We start from the raw sequence: 26642 nt of genomic DNA, 5'->3' as shown, positions 1-26642 counted from the left end.
GCCACTCACTCCAACGCGCCCCGCGTTCCACCGAATTCGCGGTCGGCGCCGATCCTGGCCCGCCGACCCGCCCGATCTCCCGCTCGACGCGCGGCCTCCGAATAGCCCGCCGAGGCGCTCGACGGTTGCCACGTGCCGCGCGCCTTGGACTCGCTGCGATAGAAATCGGAGACCTCGATCTCCTTGTCCCGCAAAGCCACCGCGGTCGACGACGGCCGGGTCGCCTCGTCGGGATCGGCACTCAGCGCGTCGGCGCGCGCCTGCTCCCGGGCCTCGTTGAGCCGCTCGCCGATCCGTTCGGCGAAAGCGGACTGGAAGTTCAGACGCGCGGTGATCGGTGACAGTGGCTTGGTTTCGATCACCTTGCGACTACGCCACCCGCTGCCCCGGGTGACCACCCGGGAGAACTCCTCCCCCTTGTAAGCACCCGACCGAAGATAGGCGTCGCTGGCCGCCACCATCTGCACCACCAGGGAGGTGTAGAGGGTTTCACAGGTGTCGATGTCGTCAGCGAAACCATAGGCGAGCACGAACGTCGAATTGCCGGCGACGTCGACAGTGACGTCGTTGGCCCGCGCGATGGCCACGAACAGCTGGACATAGGTCCGCAGCCCACGCTTGCCCTTCTCCCCGATCGCGATCTGTCTGGAGACCGGAACGGTGGACTTCCGCCCCGCCGGATCGTGCGACCGGGCCACGGCGAGATCGATCGACGCCGCGGTCGCCAACCGTTGCGCCGCCTGCATGAAGGTCTCGGCCTCATGCGGGTTGTCGGTGCCCTCGGCCTGCCGGAGCAGGGCCGCGATCTTGGTGAGCAGCTTGTCGTCGCGCATATATATGAGACTATCCAGCGCCTCATTCGGTTCCACTTTCTTGTTCGTCCCCCCGAAATCCGCAGTTCCCACGGAAACTTGCGCAGAGTGGCGGAATCAGCTGCCCGGCCTGCTGGACCGTCACGGCGCCCAGCGGGCGATGTCCTCGTCGGTGATGGGTCGCTCCTGCGCAGGAGGCTGCGTCATCCGGAGCTGGTTTCCGAACGGGTCGCGGAACGCGCAGTCGATGCCGTAAGGCTGGTCCATGGGTTCCTGGGTGAACTCGACGCCCTTGGCCGCGAGGTCGGCGTAGGTACCGCGGCAGTCGTCGGTGGACAGGATGGTCACCGGCATCGCACCCAGCGCCACCAGTTCGCGCACCCTGGCCGCGGCCTGTTCCGACAACGCGGGCGGACTCGGCTTCTCCAGTAGGATCAACCGGTCCGGCTGTGCGGGCAGGGCGACGGTCAGCCATCGCATGAAACCCATGTCGACGTCGGTGTCGACGGTGAATCCCAGCGTGCCGACGTAGAAGTCGAGGGCGGCGTCCTGATCGAGGACATAGACGGAATGGATGCTGATGCCGTTGATCATGGCGGTGACACTACGGACGAGGTCGGCGCCGACGCTTCTCCGAAACTGCTCAACGCAGCCGGTCTCGTCCAGGCGCGCACAAAGCAGGCCGGCACCTGCGCCGACGTCACGCCCGCAACTCCGGACCACGCCGACCGGTAGACGCTCGGGCTGCGCCCGATGATCGAGGCGAAGGTCCGACTGAAGGTGCCGAGACTGTCGTAACCGACCGCCAACCCGACGTCGGTGACCGACAGCGATCCCTCCCGAAGGAGGGCACACGCCCGCTCGATCCGACGGCGCTGCAGATACCGGTGCGGCGTCTCGCCGAACACAGTTCGGAACCGTCGGCTGAAATGTGCCGGCGACATCACCGCGATCCGGGCCAGCGTCGGCACGTCGAGCGGCTCGGCGTAGTGACGGTCGATGGCGTCACGGGCCCGCAGCAGTCGACGATTCTCGTCTTCGCGCGGGGTGAACACCGCTCAATTCTGCACGCGAGTCAGTGTTGCTCGCAGGCGATGCCGTCCTTGTCGCGATCGCGCCCGGACTTGTTCGCGTCGTATACCGCTTGATCAATGGCGAAGTCGGTGACCGGCGTACCCGACGTGTGATCGACCGCGCCCGGCTGGCCGACACCGTGCGGATAGTCGACGTTGAGTTCGTCGCAATTGCTGTAGACGGTGACCGCCTGTGCGGGCGCCGCAACCGCCAGCGGCGCGACCGCCATCGCCGCAGCACCGAGCATCCCCGCCACCGTTCTCCGCGAACACCGCATGACCAGACCTCATCTCACCGTCGTCGTCGAACGGCTCGAGGATAGTCACCGCGGTGACCTGATCTCGGCCAATCCGTGCGCGGTTACTCCGAACGGCGTACAGGCGATCGCCGTCAGAGGCCGAACTTCGCCTGCATCCCCCGCAAGGTCTCGGCCGATGCCATCAGCCCCGCACGTTCCTCGTCGGACAGCGGCATCTCGAGGCGTGTCTGCGCCCCGCCGCGATCGACGATGGTCGGTAGCGACAGACACACATCGTCGAGCCCTTCATAACCTTGCGCCACCGTCGACACCGGCAACACCCGGTGCTCGTTGTTCAGCACTGCCTCGACGATGCGGGTCGCCGCGAGTCCGATGGCGTAGTTGGTGGCGCCCTTGCCCTCGATGATCTTGTAGGCGGCGTGCACCACCTCGTGCTGGATGCGCTCGCGGGCCGCCGCGTCGATCGGTTCCCCGCCCGGTAGCGGCTTCCAATGCGTCAGCGGCACACCGCCGATGGTGGCCGAACTCCACAGCGGGATCTCGGTGTCCCCGTGCTCGCCGACGATGTAGGCGTGCACATTCTGCACGGCGACGTCGCAGTGCTGCGCGATGAGGAAGCGCAATCGCGACGAGTCGAGCACCGTGCCGGACCCGAACACCTGGTTGTTCGGTAGGCCGCTGAACTTCAACGCCGCATAGGTGACGATGTCGACCGGGTTGGTGACCATGATGTAGACCGCATTCGGCGCCACCTCGAGCACCCCGGGCATGATCTTCTTGGTCAGCCCGATGGTCGCCTCGGCCAGTTCGAGCCGCGACTGCCCAGGCTTCTGCTTCGCGCCCGCGGTGAAGACGACGACGTCGGCGTCGGCGCACACCGACACGTCGTCGTCGCCGATGATGTCTGCGCGCGGGATGAACTCGAGGCCGTGTGACATGTCGAGCACCTCGGCGGTCACCTTGGAGGTGTTGATGTCCATAAGCGCCACCGTCCGCGCGACGCCGCGGATCAATGACGCATAGGCGACAGCGGTACCGACCGCCCCCGCTCCGATGATCGCCAGCTTTGTCGGTCGTACGTCCATCAAGTCACCGCCTGGTCTCGTGGGTCGTCCTCCCCGCGATTATTCACGCCCCGCCCCCGATCTGCACCGGAGACGACCCAGACAGCACGAAACCCCCGACGAACAGTCGGGGGTTTTGTGGTGACGTCGTGGCGTCGTGGCGTCAGGCCTGCGGCGCCTCGGTGAAGTTACGCGTCACCGCCGGGTCGACCGGGATGCCCGGGCCGGTGTTGGTGGAGACGGTGATCTTCTTGATGTAGCGGCCCTTCGCAGCCGACGGCTTCGCGCGCATGATCTCGTCGAACGCTGCGCCGTAGTTCTCCGCCAGCTTCTCGGTGTCGAACGACGCCTTGCCGATGACGAAGTGCAGGTTCGACGCCTTGTCGACGCGGAAGGTGATCTTGCCGCCCTTGATGTCGTTGACGGCCTTCGTGACGTCAGTGGTCACGGTGCCCGTCTTCGGGTTCGGCATGAGGCCACGCGGTCCGAGGACACGTGCGATGCGGCCGACCTTGGCCATCTGGTCCGGGGTGGCGATCGCGGCGTCGAACTCCAGCCAGCCGCCCTGGATCTTCTCGATCAGGTCCTCGGCGCCCACCTCGTCGGCGCCCGCGGCGGTGGCCTCGGCGGCCTTGTCGCCGGCGGCGAACACGATCACGCGGGCGGTCTTACCGGTGCCGTTGGGCAGGTTGACGGTGCCGCGGACCATCTGGTCGGCCTTGCGCGGGTCGACGCCCAGGCGCATGGCGACCTCGACGGTCGCATCGGTGTTCTTCGACGACGTGTCCTTGGCAAGCTGTGCAGCTTCCAGCGGGCTGTACAGCTTGTCGCGATCGACCTGTTCCGCGGCGGCGCGGTAGGCCTTGCTCTTCTGTGCCATTGCTCTGTTCTTTCTCCGTGAATTGATTCGGGTTGGTGGTTAGTGGGCCGAGCCGGCCCTCCCACGCGGTGTTCTTCTCTGCTGATCGAGTAGAGCGAATCCCTGCCGACCGAGTCGCAAAAATCCCTGCTGATCGAGTAGCTGCGAGCCGCTAGGCGAGCAGCGTATCGAGATCCAGCGAGATCAGCCGTCGACCGTGATGCCCATCGACCGAGCAGTACCGGCGATGATCTTCGCGGCCTGGTCGATGTCGGTGGCGTTGAGGTCTTCCTGCTTGGTCTTGGCGATCTCGCGGATCTGATCCATCGAGACCTTGCCGACCTTCTTGGTGTGCGGCTCGCCCGAGCCCTTCTGCAGACCGGCGGCCTTGAGTAGCAGCTTGGCGGCGGGCGGGGTCTTCAGCTTGAAGTCGAACGAACGGTCTTCGTAGACCGAGATCTCGACCGGGATGACGTTGCCACGCTGCGACTCGGTCGCCGCGTTGTACGCCTTGCAGAACTCCATGATGTTCACGCCGTGCTGACCGAGCGCCGGACCCACGGGCGGAGCCGGGTTGGCCGCACCTGCCTGGATCTGGAGCTTGATGATGCCGGCGAGCTTCTTCTTCTTGGGAGGCATCCTTGTTCCTTGTTTGTTCCTTGCATATCCACGCCCGCTGGAGACGTGGAAGTCTTTCGTTCGGCCCTTCGTGACGCCCGCTCGTTCCTCGCGGGCGCTCCTCAGGGACCGAACCGAGCTAAATCTTCTCGACCTGGTTGAAGCCGAGCTCCACCGGTGTCTCGCGACCGAAGATCGACACGAGCACCTTGACCTTGCGCTGTTCGGCGTTGACCTCGCTGATCGACGCGGGCAGCGTCGCGAACGGGCCGTCCATGACGGTGACCGACTCGCCGACCTCGAAGTCGACCTCGACAACTGCGGTCGCCGCGGCGGCGGCAGCCTCGACACCCTCGGCCGCCGCGCCCTTCTGTGCGGCCGGCTTCTTGGCCTCGACGCGCGGCATCAGGAACTGCAGCACCTCGTTGAGCGACAACGGCGACGGCTTGGAGGTCATTCCCACGAATCCGGTCACACCGGGGGTGTTGCGCACCGCGCCCCACGACTCGTCGTTGAGGTCCATGCGCACCAGGATGTAGCCCGGCAGCACCTTGCGGTTGACCTTCTTCGGCTGGCCGTTCTTGATCTCGGTGACCTCTTCGGTCGGCACCTCGACCTGGAAGATGTAGTCGCCCACGTCGAGGTTCTGCACGCGGGTCTCAAGGTTGGCCTTCACCTTGTTCTCGTAACCGGCGTAGCTGTGGATGACGTACCAGTCGCCGGGCGCGCGACGCAGTTGCTTGCGCAGTTCCTCGACCGGGTCGGCTTCTTCGGCGGGGGCCTCTTCGGCTGCGACCTCGTCGGCCACCTCGGCTTCGTCGGCGACGGCGTCCTCGACTGCCTCGGCCTCTTCCACGGCGACCTCGCCGCCGTCGACAGCTGCCTCATCGTCTGCGGCAGCCTCGACCTGAGCCTCGACACCCGGGTCGTTGGTCTCGTCGACAGCATCGACCGCCGACGCATCGACGGCGTCGGCCGACTCAGTGGTCGATTCGATCTCGTTCTCCGGGGTGCTCACTGCAGCCCACGCTCCTCTTTCGTTTCCGGTCGTCCTGGCTCGGCCGCGGTCCGCTTGCGTGGATCGTCAGCCGAAGAGCCAGAGGACTCCCCTGGCGAAGACCAGGTCGAGACCGGAGATGAATGCGGTCATGATGATCACGAAAACCAGCACGACGATCGTGTAGGTGATCATCTCCCGGCGGGTGGGCCAGATGACCTTCTTCAGTTCGGCGACGACCTGCTGCAGAAAGACCCAGATCCGAACGAACGGGTTGCGGCTCTGGCCTGCATCGGCCTTCTTCTTGCGTTCTTTGACCGCGACCGCGGAACCGCTGCCGGTCTCCGCGTCGCCGCCGGTGCTGGAGGCACTCGTCGACGAACGACGGCGCGACGAGCGCTTGCCCGAAGGACGGAGTTCACTCGACTCCGCGCCGGTCTCCTCGACGTCCTCGCGACCTTCGAGCCCCTCTACCGATTCGGCAGCGGTGTCGTCCGCACCTTTGGCGCGGGCAGCTCGATCTCGCTTGCTCACTTTCGAGGTCCTCTCGTCAACGTGTGCCCTCACCAGGGCAGGGGCGACAGGACTTGAACCTGCAACCTGCGGTTTTGGAGACCGCTGCTCTGCCAGTTGAGCTACGCCCCTTTGCGACTGTGCCGCGGCTCTCGCCACGTTACAGCTGCCATCTGACCCGACCCTGAGAGGAAAGCTCCTCACACAACCAACGCGCCACCCTATGGGCAGCGCGCAAGTCTCAAGTCAAACCAGACACCTCAGTGTAGATCACGTGCGCCCTGGAACCCAAAACGGGTCCGAACGCCCGCCGCGCCGATGCCGCGTGTCCGCGAGCATCACCGCTGGGCCTCACCGACCGGATAATCCAGTCGAGCGAGCTCAGTGGTGATCCCGGCGGACACTCCACAGGCCATCGGAGATCTGTGGACACCGAAATCGAAGCTCGTCCGATCCGCACCACAATCTACCGGCATGCACGATTTCGGCGTTTACACCCGGCGGGAACTACGCAGCAGGAATGTCACCGATTCCGATCTGCGACGCGACGTCCGTCGCGAGATCTACACCCCTGAGGGCAACGGTTGGTACTCCATCCCATCGGCCGATCCCACCGCGCTGGCGGCGGTCCGCAAGCACGGCGCACTGAGCTGCGTGACCGCCCTCGAACACTATGGGGTCTGGCTCCCGCCGCAGGTCGACAAGGTTCATCTGCGCGGGAACTCGCAGGCCAACCGCGATCACCCGGGACGCTATCGCCGCCACTTCGGCCGCCCATTGCCGGTGACCACCATCCTCGACGACCCGCACACCGCGCTGCGCCATGCCTTACGTTGCCTCGATCCGGAGGGCATCACCGTGGTGTGCGATTCGCTGCTCAACATGTCACTGCGGATGCGCAGCGGGCTGCTCGCAGCCGAGGTCCTGACGCCCGGCGAGGTGGAATCCGCATTCGACGGCGCGCCGGAGCACATCGTGGCGTGCTTCAACAGGTGCGACGAGCGCGCAGCGTCGGGCACCGAGACGATGGGCAGGGTGCGGCTGCGCGGCCTCGGCCTGAAGGTTGAGGTGCAGGCGTACGTCCCCGGACTCGGACACGTGGACCTCAAGGTGGGCGATCGGCTACTGATCGAGATCGACAGCTTGGCCCATCACACCGGGGTCCACAACTACGACGAGGATCATCGGCGCGATCAGGTCGCCACCAGCCTGGGATTGCTTCGGATGCCCCTGACGTACAAGAACGTCGTCTACGAGTGGCCGACAACCGTGGAGAAAGTGCTCGATGCGGTCCGCGGCGGCCACCACCTGTCCCCGCGCCACCGAAAGATGTCCGCCGACATCACCGCACAGCGGTGCGAGCTGGATAATCCGCGCGAGTGCCCTGAGTCGTGATGTCCGCGGACACGTTCGGGGTCGGCGGGCCACCGATTACGCGGACGGCAGCACTCAGTTGAATTGCACGTGCGCCAGCGCGCGACCGAAGATCTTGCGGTCGCCCTGCTTTGCGACGATCGCGATCACGCCGCGCCGGGTCTCCGGATCCAGCGACTTGATCTTGCCGGTGAAGTCGACCTGGGCGTAACCCTCGGCCGGGACGTACACCGGGCTGGTGAAGCGCACGTTGTACTCGTAGATCGCGGCCGGATCTCCGACGAAGCTGCTGACGAAACTGGCGCCCAGTCCCATCGACTGCATGCCGTGCGCCACGACGGTTTCCAGCCCGATGACCTTGGCGACCTCGTCGGAGAAGTGGATGGGGTTGGGATCGCCGGCCACCCCGGCGTAGTTCACCAGGTTGCCGCGGGTGAGTGTCTTGGTCATCGCCGGCAGTTCCTGACCGACGGTCAGGTCGTCGAAGTCGATCGCCGAATACGGCTTGGGATCGACCTGCGGGTCGGGCAGCGAGTACCGCTCGAACGGACCGTGCACCGTCTTGGGCATGACGGCTTCCCGGTCGACCTTCATCATCACGTGCTCGAGCTTGTCGAGGACGTCGGGATCGGCCTCCACGGCCGGGCGGGCCACCAGGCTGGTCCAGGTGGTCATCACCGGTTCGTCATGCTGGTTCCAGATGATGTTCTTGGTCACCATCACGTCGGTGCCGGCCATCTGACGGAAGGACTCGAGCGAGACGTCACAGATCAGCTGATCGCCGACCTTGACCGGCTGGTGGAACACCAGACGCTGGTCGGTCTGCATGATCTGCCACAGGTCGTAGCCGGTGACGACGTCTTCGAACAGGCGGCGCTGAGCGATGATGCCGAGCACGGAGACGAAGGTGGGTGCGGCGATCAGGGTGTCGTGACCAAGCTCGGCGGCGGCCTGCTCGTTCCAGTGGACGGGGTGGTCGTCCTGGACGGCACGGGCGTGCTTGCGGACCTCTTCGCGACCGACCTCGTAGTAGTCGTCGACGGTGTAATTGTAGCCCACCATCGCCTGAGTGTGGGCGGCGATCTCCTCCGGCGTCAGCTTGACGCCGTTCTTCAGTGCCTCGATCCGCTGCTGGATCTCCGCTTCGGTCACTGACATCGGATACCGCTCCTTCACTTCGCCAACCCGTGGCGCCGTTCCCCGTGCGCTGCTAGCTGTCGCCGTCAGCATGGCCGGTCGGCTCCGACCGGGTTTCGCCCTACGGCTGCGGGCTGCCTCTTGGATCAAGAGGCAGCCCGCTTTAGTCGTTCATACCGGAATCGCCGGTGATGCGCTCAGCGCGATTCCTTATGTGCCTGATGCTTGCCGCAGTTCGGGCAGAACTTCTTGATCTCGAGGCGGTCGGGATCGTTGCGGCGGTTCTTCTTGGTGATGTAGTTACGGTGCTTGCACACCTCGCACGCCAAGGTGATCTTGGGGCGAACATCTGTTGAGGAGGCCACTTCGTTGCCTTCTTTCGGTGGTACGTGGTGGGCTCGGCTGCCCTATTGCGTGTTCGGCTCCGAGCTGGTCGGCACCGATGTGTAGCGGTGGAGGGACTCGATCCCTCGACCTCACGATTATGAGTCGTGCGCTCTAACCAGCTGAGCTACACCGCCATGTGGACTGGGGTCCAGCGAGCCCCCTGACGGAATCGAACCGTCGACCTTTTCCTTACCATGGAAACGCTCTGCCGACTGAGCTAAGGGGGCGTGCCCGATCAGACCCAGATCGGATCTGCTCGAGAGCCTTAACGAGGTTACACACTGAAGCAGGCGCTCACCAAATCGCTGGTCGCGACCGGTGGCGAGCGCCGAATCATCAGCGATTTACCACGTCGTGGCAGGTATAGGATTCGAACCTATGTAGCTTGCGCGACGGATTTACAGTCCGCTCCCTTTGGCCGCTCGGGCAACCTGCCGTGCCGCTCCGCCAACCGCTCACACGGCTGTAAGAACAACGCCGTGAAGAATACAACGAGCATCCCGCATCCACGCAAATCGGCTGTTCAGAGGCTCATCGCGGGTTCGGTCCGGAGTCGGCGCAGCACGACGATAGGCTGTCGGTCATGGCTGATTCATCGTTCGACGTGGTGAGCAAGGTCGACCGCCAGGAGGTCGACAACGCCCTCAATCAGGCGGCGAAGGAACTGTCGCAGCGCTACGACTTCCGCGGCACCAACACCGGTATCGAGTGGTCCGGCGAGGAGACCATCGTGATCACCTCCGACGCCGAGGAGCGCGCGCAGGCCGGGCTCGAGGTGTTCAAGGAGAAGTTGATCCGCCGCGACATCTCACTCAAGGCGTTCGACGCCGGCGAACCCGCGGCGTCGGGCAAGACGTTCAAGATCTCCGGGAAGATCGTCGAGGGCATCGACTCCGAGCACGCCAAGAAGATCTCCAAGAAGATCCGTGACGAGGGCCCCAAGGGCGTCAAGGCGCAGATCCAGGGCGAGGAACTGCGCGTGTCGAGCAAGAAGCGCGACGACCTCCAGGCCGTCATCGCACTACTCAAGGGTGAGGACTTCGGGATCGCGCTGCAGTTCGTGAACTACCGCTAGACAACCGCTGATCGAGTAACCACCGGCCCACCCGACACGACGCCCCAACCGCTGATCGAGTAACCACCGGCCCACCCGACACGACGCCCCAACCGCTGATCGAGTAGCCGCCGAGGCGCCAGCCGAGGCAGCGTATCGAGATCAGGTTCGCCTAGACGATCCCGATCTCACGCGCCCGCACGCCGGCCTGAAACCGCGATCGCGCGCCGAGTGCATCCATCAGCTCGGCCACGCGCCGACGATACGTCCGCACCCCGAGCCCGAGGCTGCGTGCGGCGGTCTCGTCCTTGACCCCCTGCCCCAGCAGGTCGAGGACCTGCGGGGCCAGCGCGCGGATGTCGGCGATGCCCGCGTCGTAGGCGGCGAGGTCGGTCGCCGAGCGCCAGGCGGCCTCGAACAGCGACGACACCCCGTGCACCGCGTCCGGCTGGGTGATGACGCTGTAGCTGCGCTGCCCTCCCGTGCGGTCGCCGGCCAGGATCACGATTCGGCGATCGAGGATGATGGTTTCGTTGATTTCGTCGGCGGTCACCCGGATGTCGGCGCCGTACTGATCGCGCCGCACTGCCAGATGGTGTGCAGCGACCGGGTCGAGGAGGGTCGCCGCCCGGTAGATCTTGCGGACACGCACGGGACCGCGATGCTGTGTCCCGACCACCCTCTCCGGGGTATCCAACGTTCCGTGCTGCCACGCGAACGTCCACAGGTCGTTGGCCGCGCACGACACCTCGGTCGCGGTCGCGAACAGATGCTCGGTGCGGCGGAACAATTCCTCTTCGCTGCGCACGACGGTGACGGAGTCGGTGTCGGTCATGACCTCCAGTGTGCGCCCGCAGAGCGATTCACGGACGGTGTGGCAGCTTGTTGCCAGAGCACAACACCGCGGCCGCGGACTCGCCACAGTGGTCCTATGACCATTGATCACCACCTCCACACCCCGACCCCGACCGCCGACGCTGCGGGCACCTGGCGACTCGGCGACCGCACCGTCAACCGTCTGGGCCTGGGCGCGATGCGCCTGGGCGGTATGCCCTGGGAGCCACCCCGTAACCGCGACGACGCACTCGCCGTGCTGCGCCGGGCCGTCGAACTCGGCGTCGACCACATCGACACGGCCGCGTTCTACTTCACGCCGACCCGGCTGGCCAACGAGCTGATCAGCACCGCGCTGCAGCCCTTCCCCGATGATCTGACGCTGGTCACCAAGGTCGGACCCAGCCGGTCGCGTGACGGCGAGTTCGAGCCGATGGCGCGTCCCGAGCAGCTGCGCGGGCAGGTCGAGGAGAATCTGCGGCAACTCGGGATCGACACGATCGACGTGGTGAATCTGCGCTGCGGCACCAGCATGGACAAGACCGATGCGTCGATCGCCGAACATCTCGGCGCGCTCGCCGAACTGCGCGACGCCGGGCTGCTGCGTCACATCGGCATCTCCAACGTGACGGCCGACCAGCTGGCCGAGGCACTGACGGTGACGCCGGTCGTCAGCGTGCAGAACCGCTACGGCCTCACCGACCGCGGCGACGACGATCTGCTGGAACTGTGCGGCGCGAAGGGCATCGCCTTCGTCCCGTTCTTCGCGGTCGCCACCGCCAGCGGCGCCTCCCCCGATGGCCCGGACACGACCGGACAGGCGCAGATCAGTTCGATCGCCGAGAAGTACGACGCGTCGCCGGCCCAAATCCGACTCGCGTGGACGCTGCATCGGGGCCCGCATGTGCTCGCCATCCCCGGCACCGGCAACCCGGCACATGTCGAGCAGAACATCGCGAGCGCATCACTGCGACTCGACGACGCCGACCTCGCAACGCTCGACGCCATCGCGGCCGGCTGATCCGACGAGTCGCCGAGGACCCCGATCTGCGTGGTCAGCATGCGGTGGTGCTGCCCTCATCCCAACGTGTGAATGCGCTGCTGGTCGTCGGGGGCCAGCACCGGTGCGATCTTCGTGTCGAAGGTGACCAGGCGCGCAGAATTCTGTGCGGCCAGATTTACCAGGTGTAGGTCGGTGACCTGACGGAAGCCGACGAGACCGGTGAGGCCGATACTTGCGTGAGCCAGGGACGAATCGTCCGGCAGGAATACCGAACGCTCATGCGCCCGCAGTGAGCGCAGCGTGGTCAACGCCGTCTCCGCCTCCACCACTCGGCCCATGACCGACCGGTTGAGCGCCGTCCTCAGCAGGCCGGCCTCCGTGATCGGCGTCGTCGCGAATCGTCCGGTGGCGGCGAACCATTCCTGCGCAGATCGGTGATGGACGTGGGAGGGCGCAAGGAGCGCCACCAGCACATTGACGTCGGGCAGGTCGAGGTCACTCATCGTCGAGCATGGCACGGGCGACCATCTCGTCGGTCACCACGTGGCCCGGTTCAGAGGGCAGCAGCACGAGCCCTTCCGGTTCGGCCGGTCGCGGATTCTCAGAGGACAGACCTGCCATCGCGAGTTCGGAGACCGCTTGGCCGATGCTCGCGTTGCGTCCGTCGTTCACGCGAGCACGCGCAGCGGCCAGCACTCGTGGGTCGATGTCCAGCGTGGTGCGCATGCCTCAGGGTAGCGCATCACGCATCACGCATCACCGTCCCGCGTGCGGTCCCCGCCTCGCCATCTCGTGGAGCCGTGCAATCCGGTCCTCGGTCGGCGGGTGACTGGAGAACAGCTTCGCCACCCCGCCGCCACGGAACGGGTTGGCGATCATCAGGTGCGACTGCGACTCGATCTTCGGGTCCTCCGGCAACGGCGCGCGGTCGATGCCGCCACTGATCTTGGCCAGCGCCGAGGCCAGTGCGAGCGGGTCGCCGGTGAGCTCGGCACCGGACTGGTCGGCCTGGTACTCCCGCGACCGCGACACCGACATCTTGATCACCGACGCCGCGAGCGGACCGAGCAGGGTGATCATCAGCACGCCCAGGATTCCCGGGCCGTTGCCATTGCGGCCGCCACCGAAGAAGAACGCGAAGTTCGCCAGGCCGGTGATGATGGACGCCATCGCGCCGGCGATCGACGAGATCAGGATGTCGCGGTTGTAGACGTGCGACAGTTCGTGGCCCAGCACCGCCCGCAGCTCTCGTTCGTCGAGTATTCGCATGATGCCTGCGGTGCAGCAGACCGCGGCGTTCTTCGGGTTGCGGCCGGTCGCGAACGCGTTCGGCGACTCGGTGGGGCTGATGTAGAGGGCCGGCATCGGCTGGCGCGCACTGGTCGCCAATTCCCGCACGATGCGGTAGAGCACCGGCGCCTGCACCTCGGTGACGGGCTGTGCATGCATCGACCGCAACGCCAGCTTGGCGGAGTTGAAGTACACGTAGGCGTTGGTGCCGATCGCGATCACCACCGCGAACAGCAGGGTCGTCGGGCTCTGGAACATCGCCCCGATACCGACGATGATCGCCGACATCAGGCCCATCAACGCAGCGGTCTTCAGACCATTGAAGTGCATCATCCCTCGTTCTCGCGCATCACCCGACGTACGTCGTCAGGGTGCTTTCACTCTTCCAAACGTCCGAGGCGTCGGCAGAGTTTCCACACCGCACCCGCGCGGGTCGTCCCGCCACCCCGATATGAGGTAGCGAACTACTCATGACCTGGGGTTCTGCGCTCCGTAGCGTCAGATTTCCCCCCCGACGACGATCACGAGGCCCCTGATGTTCACCAAGTTCAGCCATACCGGCGAAGTCGCGACCCAAGACGAACTCCTGTTCACCACACCCTTCGGCTACATGTTCGACGACGCCGCGCACTCTGCGTCGTGCCTGTTGCCGCGGTCCTGCGAGACGATCACCGCCCTCAAACAACTCGGCGACGCGATGGCGACCGATCAGACCGGGCTGCCGAACGACTCGACGACGCTGCCGGCGATCCTCACCTACCTCGGCCAGTTCATCGATCACGACCTCACCGCGCGCACGGATCGCGAGTCTGCGGTGTCCACGATCGGCCGGGGTGAACCGGTGACGCCACGCGATCCCGACGAGGTGGTGGCGAATCTGCACAACGGGCGACGCCCGCAACTCGATCTCGACAGCGTGTTCGGGGACGGGCCGTCGCTGGTCGGCGTATCGGAGACCACGTCTCAAGTGCTGTACGCCAACGATCTGAAATGACGGTCTTCCAACCGTCGTCGACTCGGCGCGACGTCCCGCGCGATCCGGCGACCCGCGTCGCGATCATCGCCGACGCCCGCAACGACGAGAACCCCAACATCTCGGCGCTGCACTGCGCGTTCCTGTTGTTCTACAACAAGATCTACGACGCGTAGGTTGCCGGGACGCCCGCGTGCAAGCACATTCGCGCACGCCAGCTGACCCGTTGGGCCTACCAGTACATCGTCGTGAAGGACTATCTGGCCCGCGTGTGTGACCTCGGTGTCGTCATCGACACGCTCGCCAACGGGCCACGCTATTACGGTGTGTCCGCCGGACACGGCCAGACGTTCATGCCGCTCGAGTTCTCCACGGCGGCGTTCCGCTTCGGGCACACGATGATCCGGCCGGAGTATCGGCTTCGCGGTGGCCAGAGCCCGATCGCGGTGATGGACATCCTCGCGCCGAGCCGCCCCGATGCGGCCGGCAACCCGAACGCCACCTTCTTCGACACCGGCGACGCGACCCCGCATCAACTGCGGTCCTCGGCGATCCTCGACTTCACCTTTTTCGCCGGCAGCGGCCCGAACGTCCAGAAGGCCCGCAAGATCGACTCGAACATCTCCGCCGGGTTGGGCTCGCTGCCACTCGGGCCGCGCACCGGCGATCCGATCCTCGGCCACCTGGCCAAGTCGAACCTGGTGCGCGGCTACAGCTTGTCGATACCCACCGCGCAAGCATGCTGCGAGACGATGGGCGTCAAACCGATGACGATCATGCAGATGGGCGGTGCCGGTGAATCCGCGAACGTCAAGAACATCCTGGAGACCACCGCTCTCGGCCAGCGCACCCCGCTCTGGTATTACATCCTCCGCGAGGCCGCAGTGCAGCAGAACGGTGAACGGCTCGGCGAACTCGGCAGCCGCATCGTCTGCGAGACCATCATCGGTTCGCTGAAGTCCGATCCGAACAGCTACCTCAACGCCAACGACCTCGCCGTGACACCGCTGGGAGTCGACGTCGGCACCGCTGTGATTCGCACCCTCACCGACCTCCTCAACCACGCCGGCGTCGGCCCGGTCGGTCCCTGACGGTTCTGGCCGCAGCGCCCGATTCCGGGTTGGAGACGAAACTGCGGCCAGACACTGCGGGTGCGGCCAGAACTTTCGGCCAACCCCGCGCGACCAACCTCGTGCGGCTAGCCCGTGCGGTCGATGGTGTAGCGGACCAGGGAGCTGAGGGCGCCATGGGCGGGGCTGTCGGGAAGTTGCGCGAGCACCGCCTCGGCTTCGTCGGCGTAGGCCCGCAACCGCTCGTGCGCGGCCGTCATCCCCGACGACGCATTGAGCACCTCGATGGCCTCGGCCACCTCGGCGTCGTCGGTGACCGGACGCGCCTTGCCGGTCTGCGGGTCGAGCAGCAGCTCCCGCAGCCGCTGCGACGCCGCATCGTCGCTGCGCAACGCGTACAGCACCGGCAGCGTGTGCACGCCCTCGCGTAGGTCGGTGCCGGGCGTCTTCCCGGAGTCGCCGCTGACCGAGCTGATGTCGATGATGTCGTCGGACACCTGGAAGGCCGTGCCGATAATGTCGCCGAGCCTGGACAACCGCTCGACGTCGTCGGTGGTGGCGTCGGCGGCCATCGCACCGAACCGGCCCGACGCGGCGATCAGCGACCCGGTCTTCTCCCACACCACCTTCAGGTAGTGCTCGATAGGATCGCCGCCGTCGGCCACGCCCACGGTCTCCCGCATCTGACCGGTCACCAGTTCGGCAAAGGTCTCCGCGATGATGCGCACCGCATCCGGGCCCAGCGTCGACACCAGCCGCGACGCCCGAGCAAACAGGAAGTCGCCGGACAGTATCGCCACCGAGTTGGTCCACCTCGAGTTGGCGCTCGGGGCACCACGCCGCAGCTGCGCCTCGTCCATCACGTCGTCGTGATACAGCGTGGCCAGGTGGATCATCTCCACCACGGTGGCCGAGGTGATGACCTCCGACGCGTCCGGCCGCCCGCCGAACTGCGCGGCGAGGATCGCGAACATCGGGCGAAAGCGCTTGCCGCCGGCCTTGGCCAGGTGCGTCGCCGCCTCGGTCATGATCTCGTCACCCGATGAGAGTTCGGCCAGCAACAGATCCTCGACCTGCGCCAACGACGTCCGGACCGTCTCGGCGAACTCGTCGGTGCCCAGGTCCAGCCCGGCGAATGTGGACTTCACTGCGCTAGCCGCTCCATCTCGTCGTCTTCTACAACCGACCACCATCGGTCGGCTGCCGTGCTGCCGAGCCTAGTCGTTGTGGCGGCCCGACATACTGGTCGGGTGAGTAGCGACGACTCCCCACCGCTCGATGCCCGGCACACGGTTCCCGAGCGCACCGACGTCCTCGTCGTCGGCGCAGGTCCGGGCGGTTCCGCGGCCGCAGCGTATGCCGCGGCCGCCGGTCGCGACGTGGTGCTGCTTGATGCTGCGACGTTCCCGCGCGACAAGACCTGCGGCGACGGTCTCACCCCGCGCGCGGTGGCCGAACTCGGTCACCTCGGTCTTGGAGATTTCCTCACCCATCGCCCGCGTATCGACGGACTCGCGCTGCACGGGTGGGGCGCCCACCAGTTGGTCCGATGGCCCTCGGGCCGGTTCCCCGCCTACGGCAGTGCCGTGTCGCGGATGGAGCTCGACGACGCCATCCGCGCTCTCGCGGTATCCCGCGGAGCGCGAATGGTGCAGGGCGCCAAGGCCGTCGATGTGACAATGACCGGTGACCGGATCGCCGAGGTCGTCGTCGAGGGCGAGTCCGGCCGGACGCCGATCACGGTGGATGAGGTGATCGTCGCCGACGGGGTGCGGTCGGGCTTGGGCAAGAAACTCGGCCGTGAGTGGCATCGGGAGACCGCCTACGGCGTCGCCGCCCGCGCGTATGTGCCGTCGAGTCGCGCCGACGATCACTGGATGGGTTCGCACCTGGAACTACGCGGTCCCGACGGCGATCTGCTCCCCGGCTACGGCTGGGTGTTCCCGCTCGGCGACGTCGCGCCCGGCCCGCTGCCGCTGTCGGGCGGGCTGCTCAACGTCGGTGTCGGCGCGCTGGCCACCGCGAAGCGTCCGGCACACATGGCGCTGCGCCCGATCCTGGAGCACTACGCGGCGATGGTCGGCGACGAGTGGGCCATCACCGGCACCCCGCAGTTACTCACCTCCGCGTTGCTGCCGATGGGCGGAGCCGTCACCGGCATTGCCGGACCGAACTGGATGCTCATCGGAGACGCCGCGGCCTGCGTGAACCCGCTCAACGGGGAAGGCATCGATTACGCGCTGGAGACCGGCCGGCTGGCCGTCGAGCTCCTCGCCGACTCCACCGACCACACCACCCGATGGCGCGACCTGTTGGTGGAGCACTACGGTCTGGCCTTCTCCGCCGCCCGCCGCCTGGCCGGGCTGCTCACCATGCCGCAGACCGTGCCGGCCCTCGGCCGCCCCGGCATCCGGTCGGCCCGGCTGATGTCGATGGTCGTGCGGGTGATGGGCAACCTCATCACCCCCGACGACGCCGACCTCGTCGCGCGCGCCTGGCGCACCGCCGGCCGGGTCTCCACCCGCATCGACGACCGCCCGCCGTTCAGCTGAGCCGGTCCCGTCTCCGTCCCCACCGCCAACCGAGCAGACGACAACCACACCGAGAAACCACACCACCCGCTGATCGAGCACACGACAACCACACCGAGAAACCACACCACCCGCTGATCGAGCACACGACAACCACACCGAGAAACCACACCACCCGCTGATCGAGCACACGACAACCACACCGAGAAACCACACCACCTGCTGATCGAGTAGGCGACGAGCGCAGCGAGGAGCCGTATCGAGATCACGCCACCCGCATTTGGAACAAGATGAATGATATGTTTCAACGCATGTCCAACGCCCTGCAGCGCACGCGTGACGCCATCCAGAACCGGGCGGCCGCCCGCTACCGCCACCGCGGCGAGATCGCACGCGTCGACGACCCGGTCGCCATCACCCGCATGCTCGGCACCCAAGAGTTCCCGTGGGGTATCACCCAGGCGCTGAGCTTCGCACTGTTCCGGACGTACGCGGTGCCGTCGATCGGCGAATTGCTCTACGCCACCGGACAGTTCACCGAACAGACGCAGAAACGCTACGACGACACCGTGCTGCTACTCGACGCCCCGATCGAGCACGGCTTCGACAGCCCCGCAGGCCGCGCGGGTATTCGGCGGATCAATCAGATGCACGCGATGTACGACATCTCCAACGACGACATGCTCTACGTGCTGTCGACGTTCGTGGTGTGCCCGGTGCAGTGGGTCAACAATTACGAATGGCGCAGGCTCACCGACCACGAGATCGACGGCCTCACCAACTATTATCGCCGACTCGGCAAGCACATGGCCATCAAGGACATCCCGGAGACCTACGCGGATTTCGAACGCTTCTACGAGGACTACGAGCGCCGCCATTTCGCGTTCAGCCCGAAGTCGCTCGCCGTGGCCGACGCGACCCTGGATCTGTTGGGCACCTTCCTGCCCTACCGACTGTTGCCGCGTGCCGTGGTGCGCCGGATGTCGTTCGCGCTCATGGATGATCGGCTACTCGAGGCGTTCGGCTACCCGAAGCCCACGGCGCTCGAACGTAATGCTGTGCGCGGTGGACTGAGAGCACGCGGCCTGGCCATCCGGTTCGGCGCGCGACCTCGTTCCGAACCGCTGTACGGTCGGGAGATGACGCAGGTGTGCGGCTATCCGCGCGGATACCGTATCGAGGAGTTGGGCACGTTTGCCCCGGGATGTCCGGTGCCGCACGGGTTGTCGGCGGTGGCGACCGTCGACCCGCAAGTCACGAAGGGTCAGCGCACCGCCGAATGAATCGCCGCGATACCGCCGGTCAGATTCTGCCACGCCACGTCGGTGAAACCGGCCATCCGGATCAATGCCGCCAAATGCGGCTGGTCCGGCCATGCCCGAATCGATTCTGCGAGATAGACATACGCGGCCGGGTTGCTGGACACCTTGGTTGCAACGGCGGGCAGCGCCTTCATCAGATACTCCATGTAGACCGTGCGGAAGGCACGGAAGGTGGGAGTCGAGAACTCGCAGATCACCAGCCGACCACCGGGTTTGAGTACCCGCCGCAACTCCGATAACGCCGTCGGCACATCGTGCACATTGCGCAGGCCGAACGAAATCGTTGCCGCGTCGAATGATTCGTCGGCGAAAGGCAGCGACATCGCATCGGCGGCCACCTTCGGCACGTCGCGGTGCGCACCGGCCTTCAGCATGCCCAGGGAGAAATCGGCCGCAATGCAGTGCGCCCCCGAAGTCCCGAGTTCGACGGTCGACACCGCGGTCCCGGCGGCCAGGTCGAGCACGATGTCGCCGGGTCGCAGGTCCAGGGCCTTGCGGGTCTTGCGCCGCCAGCCGCGGTCCTGGCCGAACGAGAGGACGGTGTTGGTGCGGTCGTAGCGCTTCGCTACGCCGTCGAACATCGCGGCGACCTCGGCCGGATCCTTGTCCAGAGTTGCGCGATCCTGCGAGCCGGATTCCATGGGGACCACGCTACCCGGCGGGACTCAACCTGCGAGGGTCCGCACCTCGTCGAGTCCGGTCACCGCACGATAGTGACCCAGCAGTTCGTCGCACACCGCCGGCCACGTCCGCGCCCGCACCGCGCTCAGCGCGGCCCGACCCATCTCCGCCCGCAACGTCGCGTCCCGCAGGACATCGATCACCGCCGGCAGCCGCTCGGTGAACTGGTCGGGCGGCAGCAGATAACCGGTGCGGAACTGCGACACCAGGTCGCGCGGCCCGCCTGCATCGGGGCCCACCACCGGCAGGCCGCTGGCCATGGCCTCCTGGATGGTCTGGCAGAACGTCTCGTGCTCACCCGCGTGGGTGAAGACGTCGAAACTCGCATAAGCCCTGGCCAGTGCGGCGCCGCGCAGCTCCCCGGTGAACACCGCGTTGGGCATCAGCGTCGCCAGCCGGGACCGTTCGGGCCCGTCGCCGACGACGACCAGTTGCACGGACGGATCGTGGGCCACGGCGGCGAGTCGTTCCACGTGTTTCTCTGGCGCCAATCGTCCGACGAACCCGACGACGAGCCGACCGTCGTCGGCCCAGGCCGCGCGGAGGTCGGGGTCGGTGTGCGCCGGATCGAACTGTTCGATGTCGACACCCCTACCCCACCGGAACAACCGCGGAACGCCCCGCTGGCTAAGGGCTTTCATCGTCTCGGTGGACGGCGCCAGGGTACGGTCGCACATCTCGTGCAGCCGGCGGGTGTAGCGCCAGGCCAAGCGTGAGGTGATGGCCAGGCCGTAGCTGGCGGCGAACCCGGCCACGTCGGTCTGGAACACTGCCACGGTCGGGACATCGAGCCGGCGCGCGGCGACGGCACCGGCCGCGCCGATCACGAACGGCGACGCCAGGTGCACCACGTCGGGCTCGACGTCACGCAACGCCCGGTAAAGCGCCGGGGTGGGCACACCGATCGGCAGCGACGTCACCTTGGGCACCATCACCGACGGCACCAGGTGCACCGGGGTGCTGCGGCCCACCATCCGCGGCGCCGACAGCTCGCCACGCGGTGTGTCCGGCGCGATCACCACGACATGGTGTCCGGTGCGTTCGAGGTGGTCGACCACCCGCAGGACGGAATTGACGACTCCGTTCATCTGCGGCAGGAAACTCTCGGCGACGATCGCGACCCGCATGCCGCCATCCTCCGCCCGGCGTCTTGCGCGGTTGGTCCGAACACGTGACCACGTCCCGAAGATCGGGTGAACGCATCCGACACGGCGCCCTCGGTTGTTTCCCCGGGCGTCGGGCACACTTCAGACGTGGCCGACCTGTTGTTGCTCAGTCGCTGGCTGGGTGCCGTTCCCGAATTCGTCACCGGCCGCGGTGGCGCGCGGATCGGGTTCATCCCCACCGCGTCGTCGATCTACCCCGACCGCGCCTGGGTGGACCTCGACCGCAGGACGCTGCGCGAGCAGGGGTTCACCGTCACCGACATCGACCTCGAAATCCTGTCCGCATCGGAGACCGCGGCCGCGCTCGACGATGTGGACGCCGTCTTCGTCTCCGGCGGCAACGTGTTCCACCTGCTCTCCGTCCTGCGCCGCACCGGTGTCGACCGCCTGCTCACCGACCGAGTCCGCGCCGGGATGCTGTATCTGGGTGCCAGCGCCGGGGCCTGCGTCGTCGGCGCCGACATCGAACCGCTCGGCCTGCTCGACGATCCAACCGAAGCACCAGATCTGACGTCGACGACGGGCCTGGGCTGGATCGACGAGGTGATCGTGCCGCACGCCGACGGCATCGTGTCCGGCCGCGCGGTCGTCGACGAGCTGCGCATCCGTTACGGCAGCCGGTTCACGTTGCGGATGCTCGCCGACGATCAGGCGTTGCTGGTCTCGGGTTCCGAACGTTCGGTCATCTCGTCCTGATCCGGCTCGTCGTGATCGGACTCGGCCCGGGCGCGCCGAGCGTTGCACCGCCGGTTGATCTCGGCAAGCAACACCATCACCGCACCCACGATCAGCCAACCGACGACGATGATCGACAGCGCCGGGACGATGGCCAAAGTCCAGCTGCGGCCTGCGGGCCGCGCCAGGTCGGGGTTGGTGACGTCGTACTCGACGCTGATCCGCTGGCCCTGCGTCAGCTCGGTGGGATACAGCAGGCCGAGGCGGGGGCTGTGGAAGTCGCCGTCCGGGGTCTGGAAATTGACTGCGGCGTGCAGCCGGTCGGCGGAGACGACGTCGGCCATCACCGTCGCCATGTTCTCGTCGATCTGTGCGTCATTGCGGTGACACCCGGCGACCAGCACCAACGCCATCGTGGTGACCACCATGCCCAACAGCACCAAGACGTACTGGGTGCGGCGCAGGATGGTCGGGTTCACGAATGACAGACTAATGGTTGTGATCAGCAGCGACGTACACTGCGTGGGGAATCGCAGGGTCGTTCGATTCCAGACATCTGATGTGACGCCGGGGGAAAGTCATGGTCACGTTTGCTGAGCTCCGCGATGCTCGACCCAACCCATGGGAGTCTGCTGCTGACGACATCCTCGACGTCAGCAAACAGGCGGAACGCACGGCAGACAACATTCATGCCAACGGCGTCGATCCGTTGGTGGATCACTGGCCAGATCACACCGGCACGCTAGCCCGCGATTCCTTGGCGAGCTGCGCCAATAGAATGGTCAACGCCGGAATCTTGGCGCGCGGGGTTGCGACAGCACTCGACACTCTGGAAGACGCGATCGGTATCGCCCAACGAATGCTGGTGTCTGCGACCACCTTCGCTACCTCCAGAAATCTCACCGTAGATGAGAACGGCACGGTCGCTGTTCCCGATGACACTTCGGCCGAAGACTACTACCGCGCGATTTTATGGCGAGACGAGGCTCAGTCCATGATCGACGACGCTGTCGAGGCTGCTTCTCAGGCGGACCGGTCGTGTCTCGACGCGATCACCGCATGTAGCGTCGACCCGGATTCCGTGTCATCGGACACTGCTCGCGAGAAACAGGCGCAAGCGGTGCAGGCAGCCTTGAAGGAGATGCGAAACCTGTTGCCGGACGGCCAACCGCCAGAGGAAGTGCGGCGCTGGTGGGCAGGGCTGACACCTGAGCAGCAGCTGCAACTTAAACGCGCGGTGCCGGTTGAGCTCGCCGATCTTGATGGCCTATCAAAGGACGTCAAACGCGAACTTACCGACAGCGGCCGCGGGTACGACCCGGTAGAGACAGTTCGGTTTGCCATCGCAAACGCTGAGAACGACGAGCTAGACATCTTTGGTTCAATTCTGACGCCCAGCGGGAGTTCTTCCTCAGTAACGGCGGGCAAACAGTCGGCTTGGATCAGGCGATGCCCGGAGACGTCGTCTATTCCAACTATGCGCAGCCACATGAATCAGGCGACTTCAGCCACCACGCAGCGGTAGTGACAGGAGTGCTGCCAGACGGTCAGGTGCTGTACACCCAGCACACCCCCGGTGCAGCAAATTACAGCGTGCAGGATCGACTCCCGATGATCGAACAGGGCGAGGGCGCGCAAACGATCACGATCGTCAGGCCAAAGGAGACATGGTGACCCTGCATCACGACCGAACCAAGAGCTCACGAGTGGTTATGCTGCCAGCTGCTGCAACGGCCCTGATCTTCATTGCAGCGGCGCTCGCCAGTATTGTTGTGCTACAACACGAACGCGACATTTGGGTGGAGCAGGCCGTGAAGGCTGGTTGTCGCGACCTCCAACCGCTTCCGTCGGCAACACTTTTCGGGGGACTGGCAATCGTTCTCTCGATACTTGCGTGTGCGGCGATCGTGGCCGGGTGGACACGGAGTTCTCCACCGACATGGCTGGTTCTGATCACACTGGCCATGCTCGTCGTCGCCGCTGGGTTGGCGCTGTATGGCATTGTGACCGTCATCGATGCACCGTCTTCGCCCTACCACGGAGTTGATGGGAGCGGGCTTCCGTGCGGCAGCGGCTAGCGATGACAGCAAGTACGGAAGGCAGGAGATGACCGACCGAATCGACATCAATCCATCTGGTGTCAAGAACGCTGGCGCCATCATCGAAAATGAAGCCGGTGAGGCACGTGCTGGGCTGTTAGCACTATTCGACTCTGCCCAACCGGCGGCCGACGGAAATGACGGCTTCGCCACGGGGCCTGCGCTCGTGGCGTTCGCCAACAGCATGCGGTCGGAACTCGACTCGACAATCAACGAATTGCAGTCGACTGGCCAGCGTATCGTCGCAGCTGCCAACCGGATCAAGAGCACCGACGACGCCACTGCCGAGGGGATCAGCCGCATTGCGACATCCTTGAACGGACTTGGCAATCAGCCCTTGCCAGGTTGACGCCTCCCAACATCCGCGCCGCCGCAGTTTCTCGCCGCCGTCCTGCTCCCTACCGCAACCGTGCCGCGGCAACTAACGCAACCGCGCCCCGATCGCCGCGTGCACGGCACGCAGGTGATCGCGGTCGGTGGGGACCTCGATCACCTCGAGGCCACCTTCGGGGGCCGGCTCGGCCAGCACCGACGACAGCTCGCCGATCGACACCCGCCGGTGCGGCACGTGGAAGCCGGCGCACAAGGATGCCAGGTCGGCGGAATGCGGCGTGCCGAAGACCCGCTCGTAGGCACCCGAATAGGCGCCCGTGTTGTAGCGCGGGTCGCCCTGCTCGAGCAGACCGAAAATGCCGCCGCCGTCATCGTTGGCGACGACGATCCGCAACGAGGACGGCCGCGGCTCGCCCGGTCCGATGACCAGACCGGTGGCGTCGTGAATGAAGGTGAGGTCCCCCATCAGCGCGATGGTGTGCGCACCCGGCGACGACCGGTCGAGCGCGAGCGCCGCACCGATGGCCGTCGAGTTGGTGCCGTCGATCCCGGCGACGCCCCGGTTGGACAGCACGCGCACCCCGTCGGTCACCCGGCCGGCCAGCGCGACGTCTCGGATGGGGTTGCTGGCGCCGACGACGAGCTGATCGCCGGGCCGCATCGCCGCACTCACCACCCGCGCGACATGCAGTCCGGTGGTGGCGGCCGGGTCGTCGAGCATGCCGTCGAGTTCGGCGTCGACCGCCCCCAGCACCCGTTCCTGCACGTCGGCGCACTCCTTGAGCCACTCCTCGCGCGGCTCGCCGGTCGGCTGCACGCGGGTGCCGGTGGCGTAGACGTTGCCGGACACATCGGGCCAACGTGGGCCGGTGGTGAGTGCGTACACCGTCACATTCGGGTCGGCCAGCAGGCGCGACACCCCGCGATGCAGTGTCGGCCGCCCGCAGATGATCGCCTGCTGCGGGTGGATGGAGTCCAACGCCAACGGGTGCAGCGGCGTGTCGGCGTGCGGTGCGGTCGGTTCGGCGACGGTCGGAATGCCGGCGAGCGCCGGATGCACACCCGAGCCGTGCCCGGAGACCACCACCGTGTCCAACGAGAGGTCGATGGGCAGCGGGACGTCGAGCTTGCCGACGGGCGCCTGCGTCCATGGCAGGCCCTCGGGCCGCCCGGCGAAGGCACCCAGATCATCGTCGGTGGCGTCCGGGACGAGCGGTTCGCGCAGCGGGATGTCGAACTGCACCGGGCCCGCGTTGCCGGTGCGCGCACCGCGAGCCGCCGCGAGCACACGGCCGACGGCCGAGCGCCACTGACTGTTGGTGTCGAGATCCTGTTCGGCCAGACCGAGGCTGATGGCCGCACGCACTTGGGTGCCGAAGATGCCGAACTGTTCGACTGTCTGGTTCGCGCCCGAACCCAGCAGCTCGTAAGGCCGGTTGGCGCTGACCACCACCAGCGGCACGCGGGCGTAATTGGCCTCGAACACCGCTGGACCCATGTTTGCCACCGCGGTGCCGCTGGTCATCACGATCGGCACCGGCTGCCCCGACGACACCGCCAATCCGAGCGCCAAGAATCCCGCCGACCGTTCGTCGATTCGCACATGCAGCCGAAGTCGACCCGCGACGTCGGCCGCGTGCAGGGCGAACGCCAGCGGGGCGTTACGCGAACCCGGACACAGCACGGCCTCGGTCACGCCGCAGCGGATCATCTCGTCGACGATCACACGCGCCTGCAGAGTCGAGGGATTCATCCCTCCAGCCTAGGACGACACCCGATCTCCTACGCACGGCGTAAGGACATGGTGCCCGTCACGTCATCGGCGCACCATGGAGTCATGGGCTTCTACGAGGACAGAATCCTGCCGTACCTGATCAACATCACCTGCGGCATGAAGGACACCCTGCCGCTGCGCAGCCGCACCTGCGCGGGCTTGTCGGGAGAAGTGGTCGAGCTCGGCTTCGGCTCGGGCCTCAACGTGCCGTTCTATCCGGAAGCCGTCACGCGGGTCGCGGCGATAGAACCATCCAACACCGGGTGGAAGATCGCCGCCGACCGCGTCGACGCCTCGCCCGTGCCGATCGAACGGGCCGGACTCGACGGTCAACGACTCCCCTTCGACGACGACACCTTCGACGCGGCCCTGAGCACCTACACCCTGTGCACCATCCCCGATCTCGCCGCCGCACTCGCCGAGGTCAAGCGCGTCGTGAGGGACGGCGGCACCCTGCACTTCCTCGAGCACGGCAACGCTCCCGACGAGTCGGTCCGTAAGTGGCAGCGACGACTCGAGCCGATCCAGAAACGCGTCGCCGGCGGTTGCCACCTCACCCGCGACATCCCCGCCGCCCTGCGCGACGCCGACCTCACCATCACCACCCTGGACACCTTCTACGAGGAACACACCCCCAAACCGATGGCAGCGATGAGTCTCGGCGTCGCGCAGGTGGGCTAGCCACAAGTGATCTCGACACGTAACTCACTTCGTTCGTTACTACTCGATCCAAGGAGTAGCCG

At 66.2% G+C, this 26642-nt stretch carries 33 protein-coding genes and 4 tRNA genes; 13 read left to right on the top strand and 24 right to left on the bottom strand.

The genetic code is table 11. From position 1 onward, the window contains the following. Nucleotides 1-5: 5 nt before the first annotated feature. The 10 genes from VX037_RS15100 to VX037_RS15055 all read right to left on the bottom strand — a co-directional run bounded on the left by VX037_RS15100 (nt 6) and on the right by VX037_RS15055 (nt 6328). Nucleotides 6-833 carry a DUF2786 domain-containing protein gene (locus tag VX037_RS15100; protein WP_235723455.1) on the bottom strand — a complete coding sequence of 276 codons (828 nt, stop codon included), beginning with the start codon at nt 831-833 and terminating at the stop codon, nt 6-8. Between the two features lie 120 nt (nt 834-953). Further along, complete coding sequence (locus VX037_RS15095) at nt 954-1406, bottom strand: VOC family protein (protein ID WP_235723454.1); 453 nt, start codon at nt 1404-1406, stop codon at nt 954-956. Continuing rightward, the gene (locus VX037_RS15090; RefSeq protein WP_235723453.1) at nt 1403-1867 is read right to left on the bottom strand and encodes a helix-turn-helix domain-containing protein; all 465 of its coding nucleotides are present in this window, start codon (nt 1865-1867) and stop codon (nt 1403-1405) included. Before VX037_RS15090 ends, VX037_RS15095 begins: the two co-directional genes overlap by 4 nt. A 20-nt stretch (nt 1868-1887) precedes the next feature. Next, the gene (locus VX037_RS15085) at nt 1888-2163 is read right to left on the bottom strand and encodes an excalibur calcium-binding domain-containing protein (RefSeq protein WP_235723452.1); all 276 of its coding nucleotides are present in this window, start codon (nt 2161-2163) and stop codon (nt 1888-1890) included. 113 nt (nt 2164-2276) lie between these two features. Continuing rightward, nucleotides 2277-3230, bottom strand: a complete 954-nt coding sequence (locus VX037_RS15080) for an L-lactate dehydrogenase (RefSeq protein WP_235723451.1) — start codon at nt 3228-3230, stop codon at nt 2277-2279. Between the two features lie 142 nt (nt 3231-3372). Next, nucleotides 3373-4089, bottom strand: a complete 717-nt coding sequence (gene rplA, locus VX037_RS15075) for a 50S ribosomal protein L1 (protein WP_235723450.1) — start codon at nt 4087-4089, stop codon at nt 3373-3375. 183 nt (nt 4090-4272) lie between these two features. Further along, on the bottom strand, nt 4273-4707 hold the full coding sequence (gene rplK / locus VX037_RS15070) for a 50S ribosomal protein L11 (protein WP_235723449.1): 435 nt from the start codon (nt 4705-4707) through the stop codon (nt 4273-4275). Nucleotides 4708-4825: 118 nt separating this feature from the next. Next, nucleotides 4826-5704 (bottom strand): transcription termination/antitermination protein NusG, encoded by an 879-nt coding sequence (gene nusG / locus VX037_RS15065; RefSeq protein ID WP_235723448.1) that lies wholly within the window; start codon nt 5702-5704, stop codon nt 4826-4828. Between the two features lie 66 nt (nt 5705-5770). Continuing rightward, nucleotides 5771-6217, bottom strand: a complete 447-nt coding sequence (gene secE, locus VX037_RS15060; RefSeq protein WP_235723447.1) for a preprotein translocase subunit SecE — start codon at nt 6215-6217, stop codon at nt 5771-5773. Between the two features lie 38 nt (nt 6218-6255). Further along, nucleotides 6256-6328, bottom strand: a tRNA-Trp gene (locus VX037_RS15055). Between the two features lie 342 nt (nt 6329-6670). Between VX037_RS15055 and VX037_RS15050 the strand changes: the two genes are divergently transcribed. Beyond that, the gene (locus VX037_RS15050) at nt 6671-7591 is read left to right on the top strand and encodes a hypothetical protein (protein WP_328714809.1); all 921 of its coding nucleotides are present in this window, start codon (nt 6671-6673) and stop codon (nt 7589-7591) included. 54 nt (nt 7592-7645) lie between these two features. On the opposite strand, the gene VX037_RS15045 is transcribed toward VX037_RS15050, so the two are convergent. From VX037_RS15045 to VX037_RS15025, 5 genes are all read right to left on the bottom strand, one after another. Further along, nucleotides 7646-8728 carry a fused (3R)-hydroxyacyl-ACP dehydratase subunits HadA/HadB gene (locus tag VX037_RS15045; RefSeq protein WP_235723445.1) on the bottom strand — a complete coding sequence of 361 codons (1083 nt, stop codon included), beginning with the start codon at nt 8726-8728 and terminating at the stop codon, nt 7646-7648. 176 nt (nt 8729-8904) lie between these two features. Continuing rightward, on the bottom strand, nt 8905-9072 hold the full coding sequence (rpmG, locus tag VX037_RS15040; RefSeq protein WP_003929651.1) for a 50S ribosomal protein L33: 168 nt from the start codon (nt 9070-9072) through the stop codon (nt 8905-8907). Between the two features lie 82 nt (nt 9073-9154). Beyond that, nucleotides 9155-9228: transfer RNA gene (locus VX037_RS15035), tRNA-Met, on the bottom strand. 20 nt (nt 9229-9248) lie between these two features. Next, nucleotides 9249-9321, bottom strand: a tRNA-Thr gene (locus tag VX037_RS15030). A gap of 128 nt (nt 9322-9449) precedes the next feature. Continuing rightward, nucleotides 9450-9530, bottom strand: a tRNA-Tyr gene (locus tag VX037_RS15025). A gap of 147 nt (nt 9531-9677) precedes the next feature. Between VX037_RS15025 and VX037_RS15020 the strand changes: the two genes are divergently transcribed. Next, nucleotides 9678-10169 (top strand): YajQ family cyclic di-GMP-binding protein, encoded by a 492-nt coding sequence (locus VX037_RS15020; protein WP_160900477.1) that lies wholly within the window; start codon nt 9678-9680, stop codon nt 10167-10169. 151 nt (nt 10170-10320) lie between these two features. Here the strand turns inward: VX037_RS15020 and VX037_RS15015 are convergent, their stop codons facing one another. After that, a complete protein-coding gene (locus VX037_RS15015) occupies nt 10321-10983 on the bottom strand; it encodes a hypothetical protein (protein ID WP_235723444.1) in 663 nt (220 codons plus the stop codon). A 96-nt stretch (nt 10984-11079) separates the two neighbouring features. On the opposite strand from VX037_RS15015, the gene VX037_RS15010 reads away from it, so the two are divergent. Beyond that, nucleotides 11080-12003 carry an oxidoreductase gene (locus VX037_RS15010; RefSeq protein WP_235723443.1) on the top strand — a complete coding sequence of 308 codons (924 nt, stop codon included), beginning with the start codon at nt 11080-11082 and terminating at the stop codon, nt 12001-12003. A 56-nt stretch (nt 12004-12059) separates the two neighbouring features. On the opposite strand, the gene VX037_RS15005 is transcribed toward VX037_RS15010, so the two are convergent. Genes VX037_RS15005 through htpX form a run of 3 tightly spaced genes read right to left on the bottom strand, consistent with a single transcriptional unit; the run spans nt 12060 to nt 13605 of the window. Continuing rightward, entirely contained in the window at nt 12060-12488 is a 429-nt protein-coding gene (locus tag VX037_RS15005) for a TA system VapC family ribonuclease toxin (protein ID WP_235723442.1), read from the bottom strand. Next, nucleotides 12481-12711 carry a hypothetical protein gene (locus VX037_RS15000; RefSeq protein ID WP_235723441.1) on the bottom strand — a complete coding sequence of 77 codons (231 nt, stop codon included), beginning with the start codon at nt 12709-12711 and terminating at the stop codon, nt 12481-12483. Before VX037_RS15000 ends, VX037_RS15005 begins: the two co-directional genes overlap by 8 nt. Before the next feature lie 30 nt (nt 12712-12741). Then, on the bottom strand, nt 12742-13605 hold the full coding sequence (htpX, locus tag VX037_RS14995) for a zinc metalloprotease HtpX (protein WP_328714849.1): 864 nt from the start codon (nt 13603-13605) through the stop codon (nt 12742-12744). A gap of 205 nt (nt 13606-13810) precedes the next feature. Here htpX and VX037_RS14990 point away from each other — a divergent pair, with 205 nt between their 5' ends. The 3 genes from VX037_RS14990 to VX037_RS14980 all read left to right on the top strand — a co-directional run bounded on the left by VX037_RS14990 (nt 13811) and on the right by VX037_RS14980 (nt 15339). Beyond that, entirely contained in the window at nt 13811-14269 is a 459-nt protein-coding gene (locus VX037_RS14990) for a hypothetical protein (RefSeq protein WP_235723440.1), read from the top strand. Further along, nucleotides 14266-14424 (top strand): hypothetical protein, encoded by a 159-nt coding sequence (locus VX037_RS14985; RefSeq protein ID WP_235723439.1) that lies wholly within the window; start codon nt 14266-14268, stop codon nt 14422-14424. The genes VX037_RS14990 and VX037_RS14985 overlap by 4 nt, the downstream gene beginning before the upstream one ends. Nucleotides 14425-14496: 72 nt before the next feature. Beyond that, a complete protein-coding gene (locus tag VX037_RS14980; RefSeq protein WP_235723438.1) occupies nt 14497-15339 on the top strand; it encodes a hypothetical protein in 843 nt (280 codons plus the stop codon). Nucleotides 15340-15446: 107 nt separating this feature from the next. Here VX037_RS14980 and VX037_RS14975 read toward each other — a convergent pair whose 3' ends face one another. Further along, the gene (locus VX037_RS14975) at nt 15447-16466 is read right to left on the bottom strand and encodes a polyprenyl synthetase family protein (RefSeq protein WP_308191695.1); all 1020 of its coding nucleotides are present in this window, start codon (nt 16464-16466) and stop codon (nt 15447-15449) included. A 102-nt stretch (nt 16467-16568) separates the two neighbouring features. Here VX037_RS14975 and VX037_RS14970 point away from each other — a divergent pair, with 102 nt between their 5' ends. Both VX037_RS14970 and VX037_RS14965 read left to right on the top strand, forming a co-directional pair. Beyond that, nucleotides 16569-17870 carry a geranylgeranyl reductase family protein gene (locus VX037_RS14970; RefSeq protein ID WP_235723436.1) on the top strand — a complete coding sequence of 434 codons (1302 nt, stop codon included), beginning with the start codon at nt 16569-16571 and terminating at the stop codon, nt 17868-17870. A gap of 290 nt (nt 17871-18160) precedes the next feature. After that, a complete protein-coding gene (locus tag VX037_RS14965; protein ID WP_235726326.1) occupies nt 18161-19132 on the top strand; it encodes an oxygenase MpaB family protein in 972 nt (323 codons plus the stop codon). On the opposite strand, the gene VX037_RS14960 is transcribed toward VX037_RS14965, so the two are convergent. Beyond that, nucleotides 19114-19812, bottom strand: coding sequence for a demethylmenaquinone methyltransferase (locus tag VX037_RS14960; RefSeq protein ID WP_235726325.1), 699 nt, complete (start codon nt 19810-19812; stop codon nt 19114-19116). The genes VX037_RS14965 and VX037_RS14960 overlap by 19 nt on opposite strands. Before the next feature lie 24 nt (nt 19813-19836). After that, nucleotides 19837-20979, bottom strand: a complete 1143-nt coding sequence (locus tag VX037_RS14955) for a glycosyltransferase family 4 protein (RefSeq protein WP_235726324.1) — start codon at nt 20977-20979, stop codon at nt 19837-19839. Nucleotides 20980-21105: 126 nt separating this feature from the next. Between VX037_RS14955 and VX037_RS14950 the strand changes: the two genes are divergently transcribed. Further along, the gene (locus VX037_RS14950) at nt 21106-21714 is read left to right on the top strand and encodes a Type 1 glutamine amidotransferase-like domain-containing protein (RefSeq protein ID WP_287015254.1); all 609 of its coding nucleotides are present in this window, start codon (nt 21106-21108) and stop codon (nt 21712-21714) included. Here the strand turns inward: VX037_RS14950 and VX037_RS14945 are convergent. After that, a complete protein-coding gene (locus tag VX037_RS14945; RefSeq protein WP_235726323.1) occupies nt 21666-22172 on the bottom strand; it encodes a DUF3592 domain-containing protein in 507 nt (168 codons plus the stop codon). The two genes, VX037_RS14950 and VX037_RS14945, sit on opposite strands and share 49 nt — an antisense overlap. Nucleotides 22173-22273: 101 nt before the next feature. On the opposite strand from VX037_RS14945, the gene VX037_RS14940 reads away from it, so the two are divergent. The 3 genes from VX037_RS14940 to VX037_RS14930 all read left to right on the top strand — a co-directional run bounded on the left by VX037_RS14940 (nt 22274) and on the right by VX037_RS14930 (nt 24141). Next, a complete protein-coding gene (locus VX037_RS14940) occupies nt 22274-23218 on the top strand; it encodes a hypothetical protein (RefSeq protein ID WP_235726322.1) in 945 nt (314 codons plus the stop codon). A gap of 142 nt (nt 23219-23360) precedes the next feature. Continuing rightward, nucleotides 23361-23771, top strand: coding sequence for a hypothetical protein (locus VX037_RS14935; RefSeq protein ID WP_235726321.1), 411 nt, complete (start codon nt 23361-23363; stop codon nt 23769-23771). Nucleotides 23772-23799: 28 nt separating this feature from the next. After that, the gene (locus tag VX037_RS14930; protein WP_235726320.1) at nt 23800-24141 is read left to right on the top strand and encodes a hypothetical protein; all 342 of its coding nucleotides are present in this window, start codon (nt 23800-23802) and stop codon (nt 24139-24141) included. Nucleotides 24142-24213: 72 nt separating this feature from the next. On the opposite strand, the gene menD is transcribed toward VX037_RS14930, so the two are convergent. Next, on the bottom strand, nt 24214-25878 hold the full coding sequence (gene menD, locus VX037_RS14925; protein ID WP_328714808.1) for a 2-succinyl-5-enolpyruvyl-6-hydroxy-3-cyclohexene-1-carboxylic-acid synthase: 1665 nt from the start codon (nt 25876-25878) through the stop codon (nt 24214-24216). A gap of 84 nt (nt 25879-25962) precedes the next feature. Between menD and VX037_RS14920 the strand changes: the two genes are divergently transcribed. Then, a complete protein-coding gene (locus VX037_RS14920) occupies nt 25963-26580 on the top strand; it encodes a class I SAM-dependent methyltransferase (protein ID WP_328714806.1) in 618 nt (205 codons plus the stop codon). Nucleotides 26581-26642 lie beyond the last annotated feature (62 nt).

It is taken from the genome of Gordonia sp. Z-3, assembly GCF_036233855.1.
GTDB classification, from domain to species: domain Bacteria; phylum Actinomycetota; class Actinomycetes; order Mycobacteriales; family Mycobacteriaceae; genus Gordonia; species Gordonia tangerina.
The sequence above is the reverse complement of the archived record's forward strand: the minus strand, read 5'-3'. Positions and strand labels throughout refer to the sequence as shown.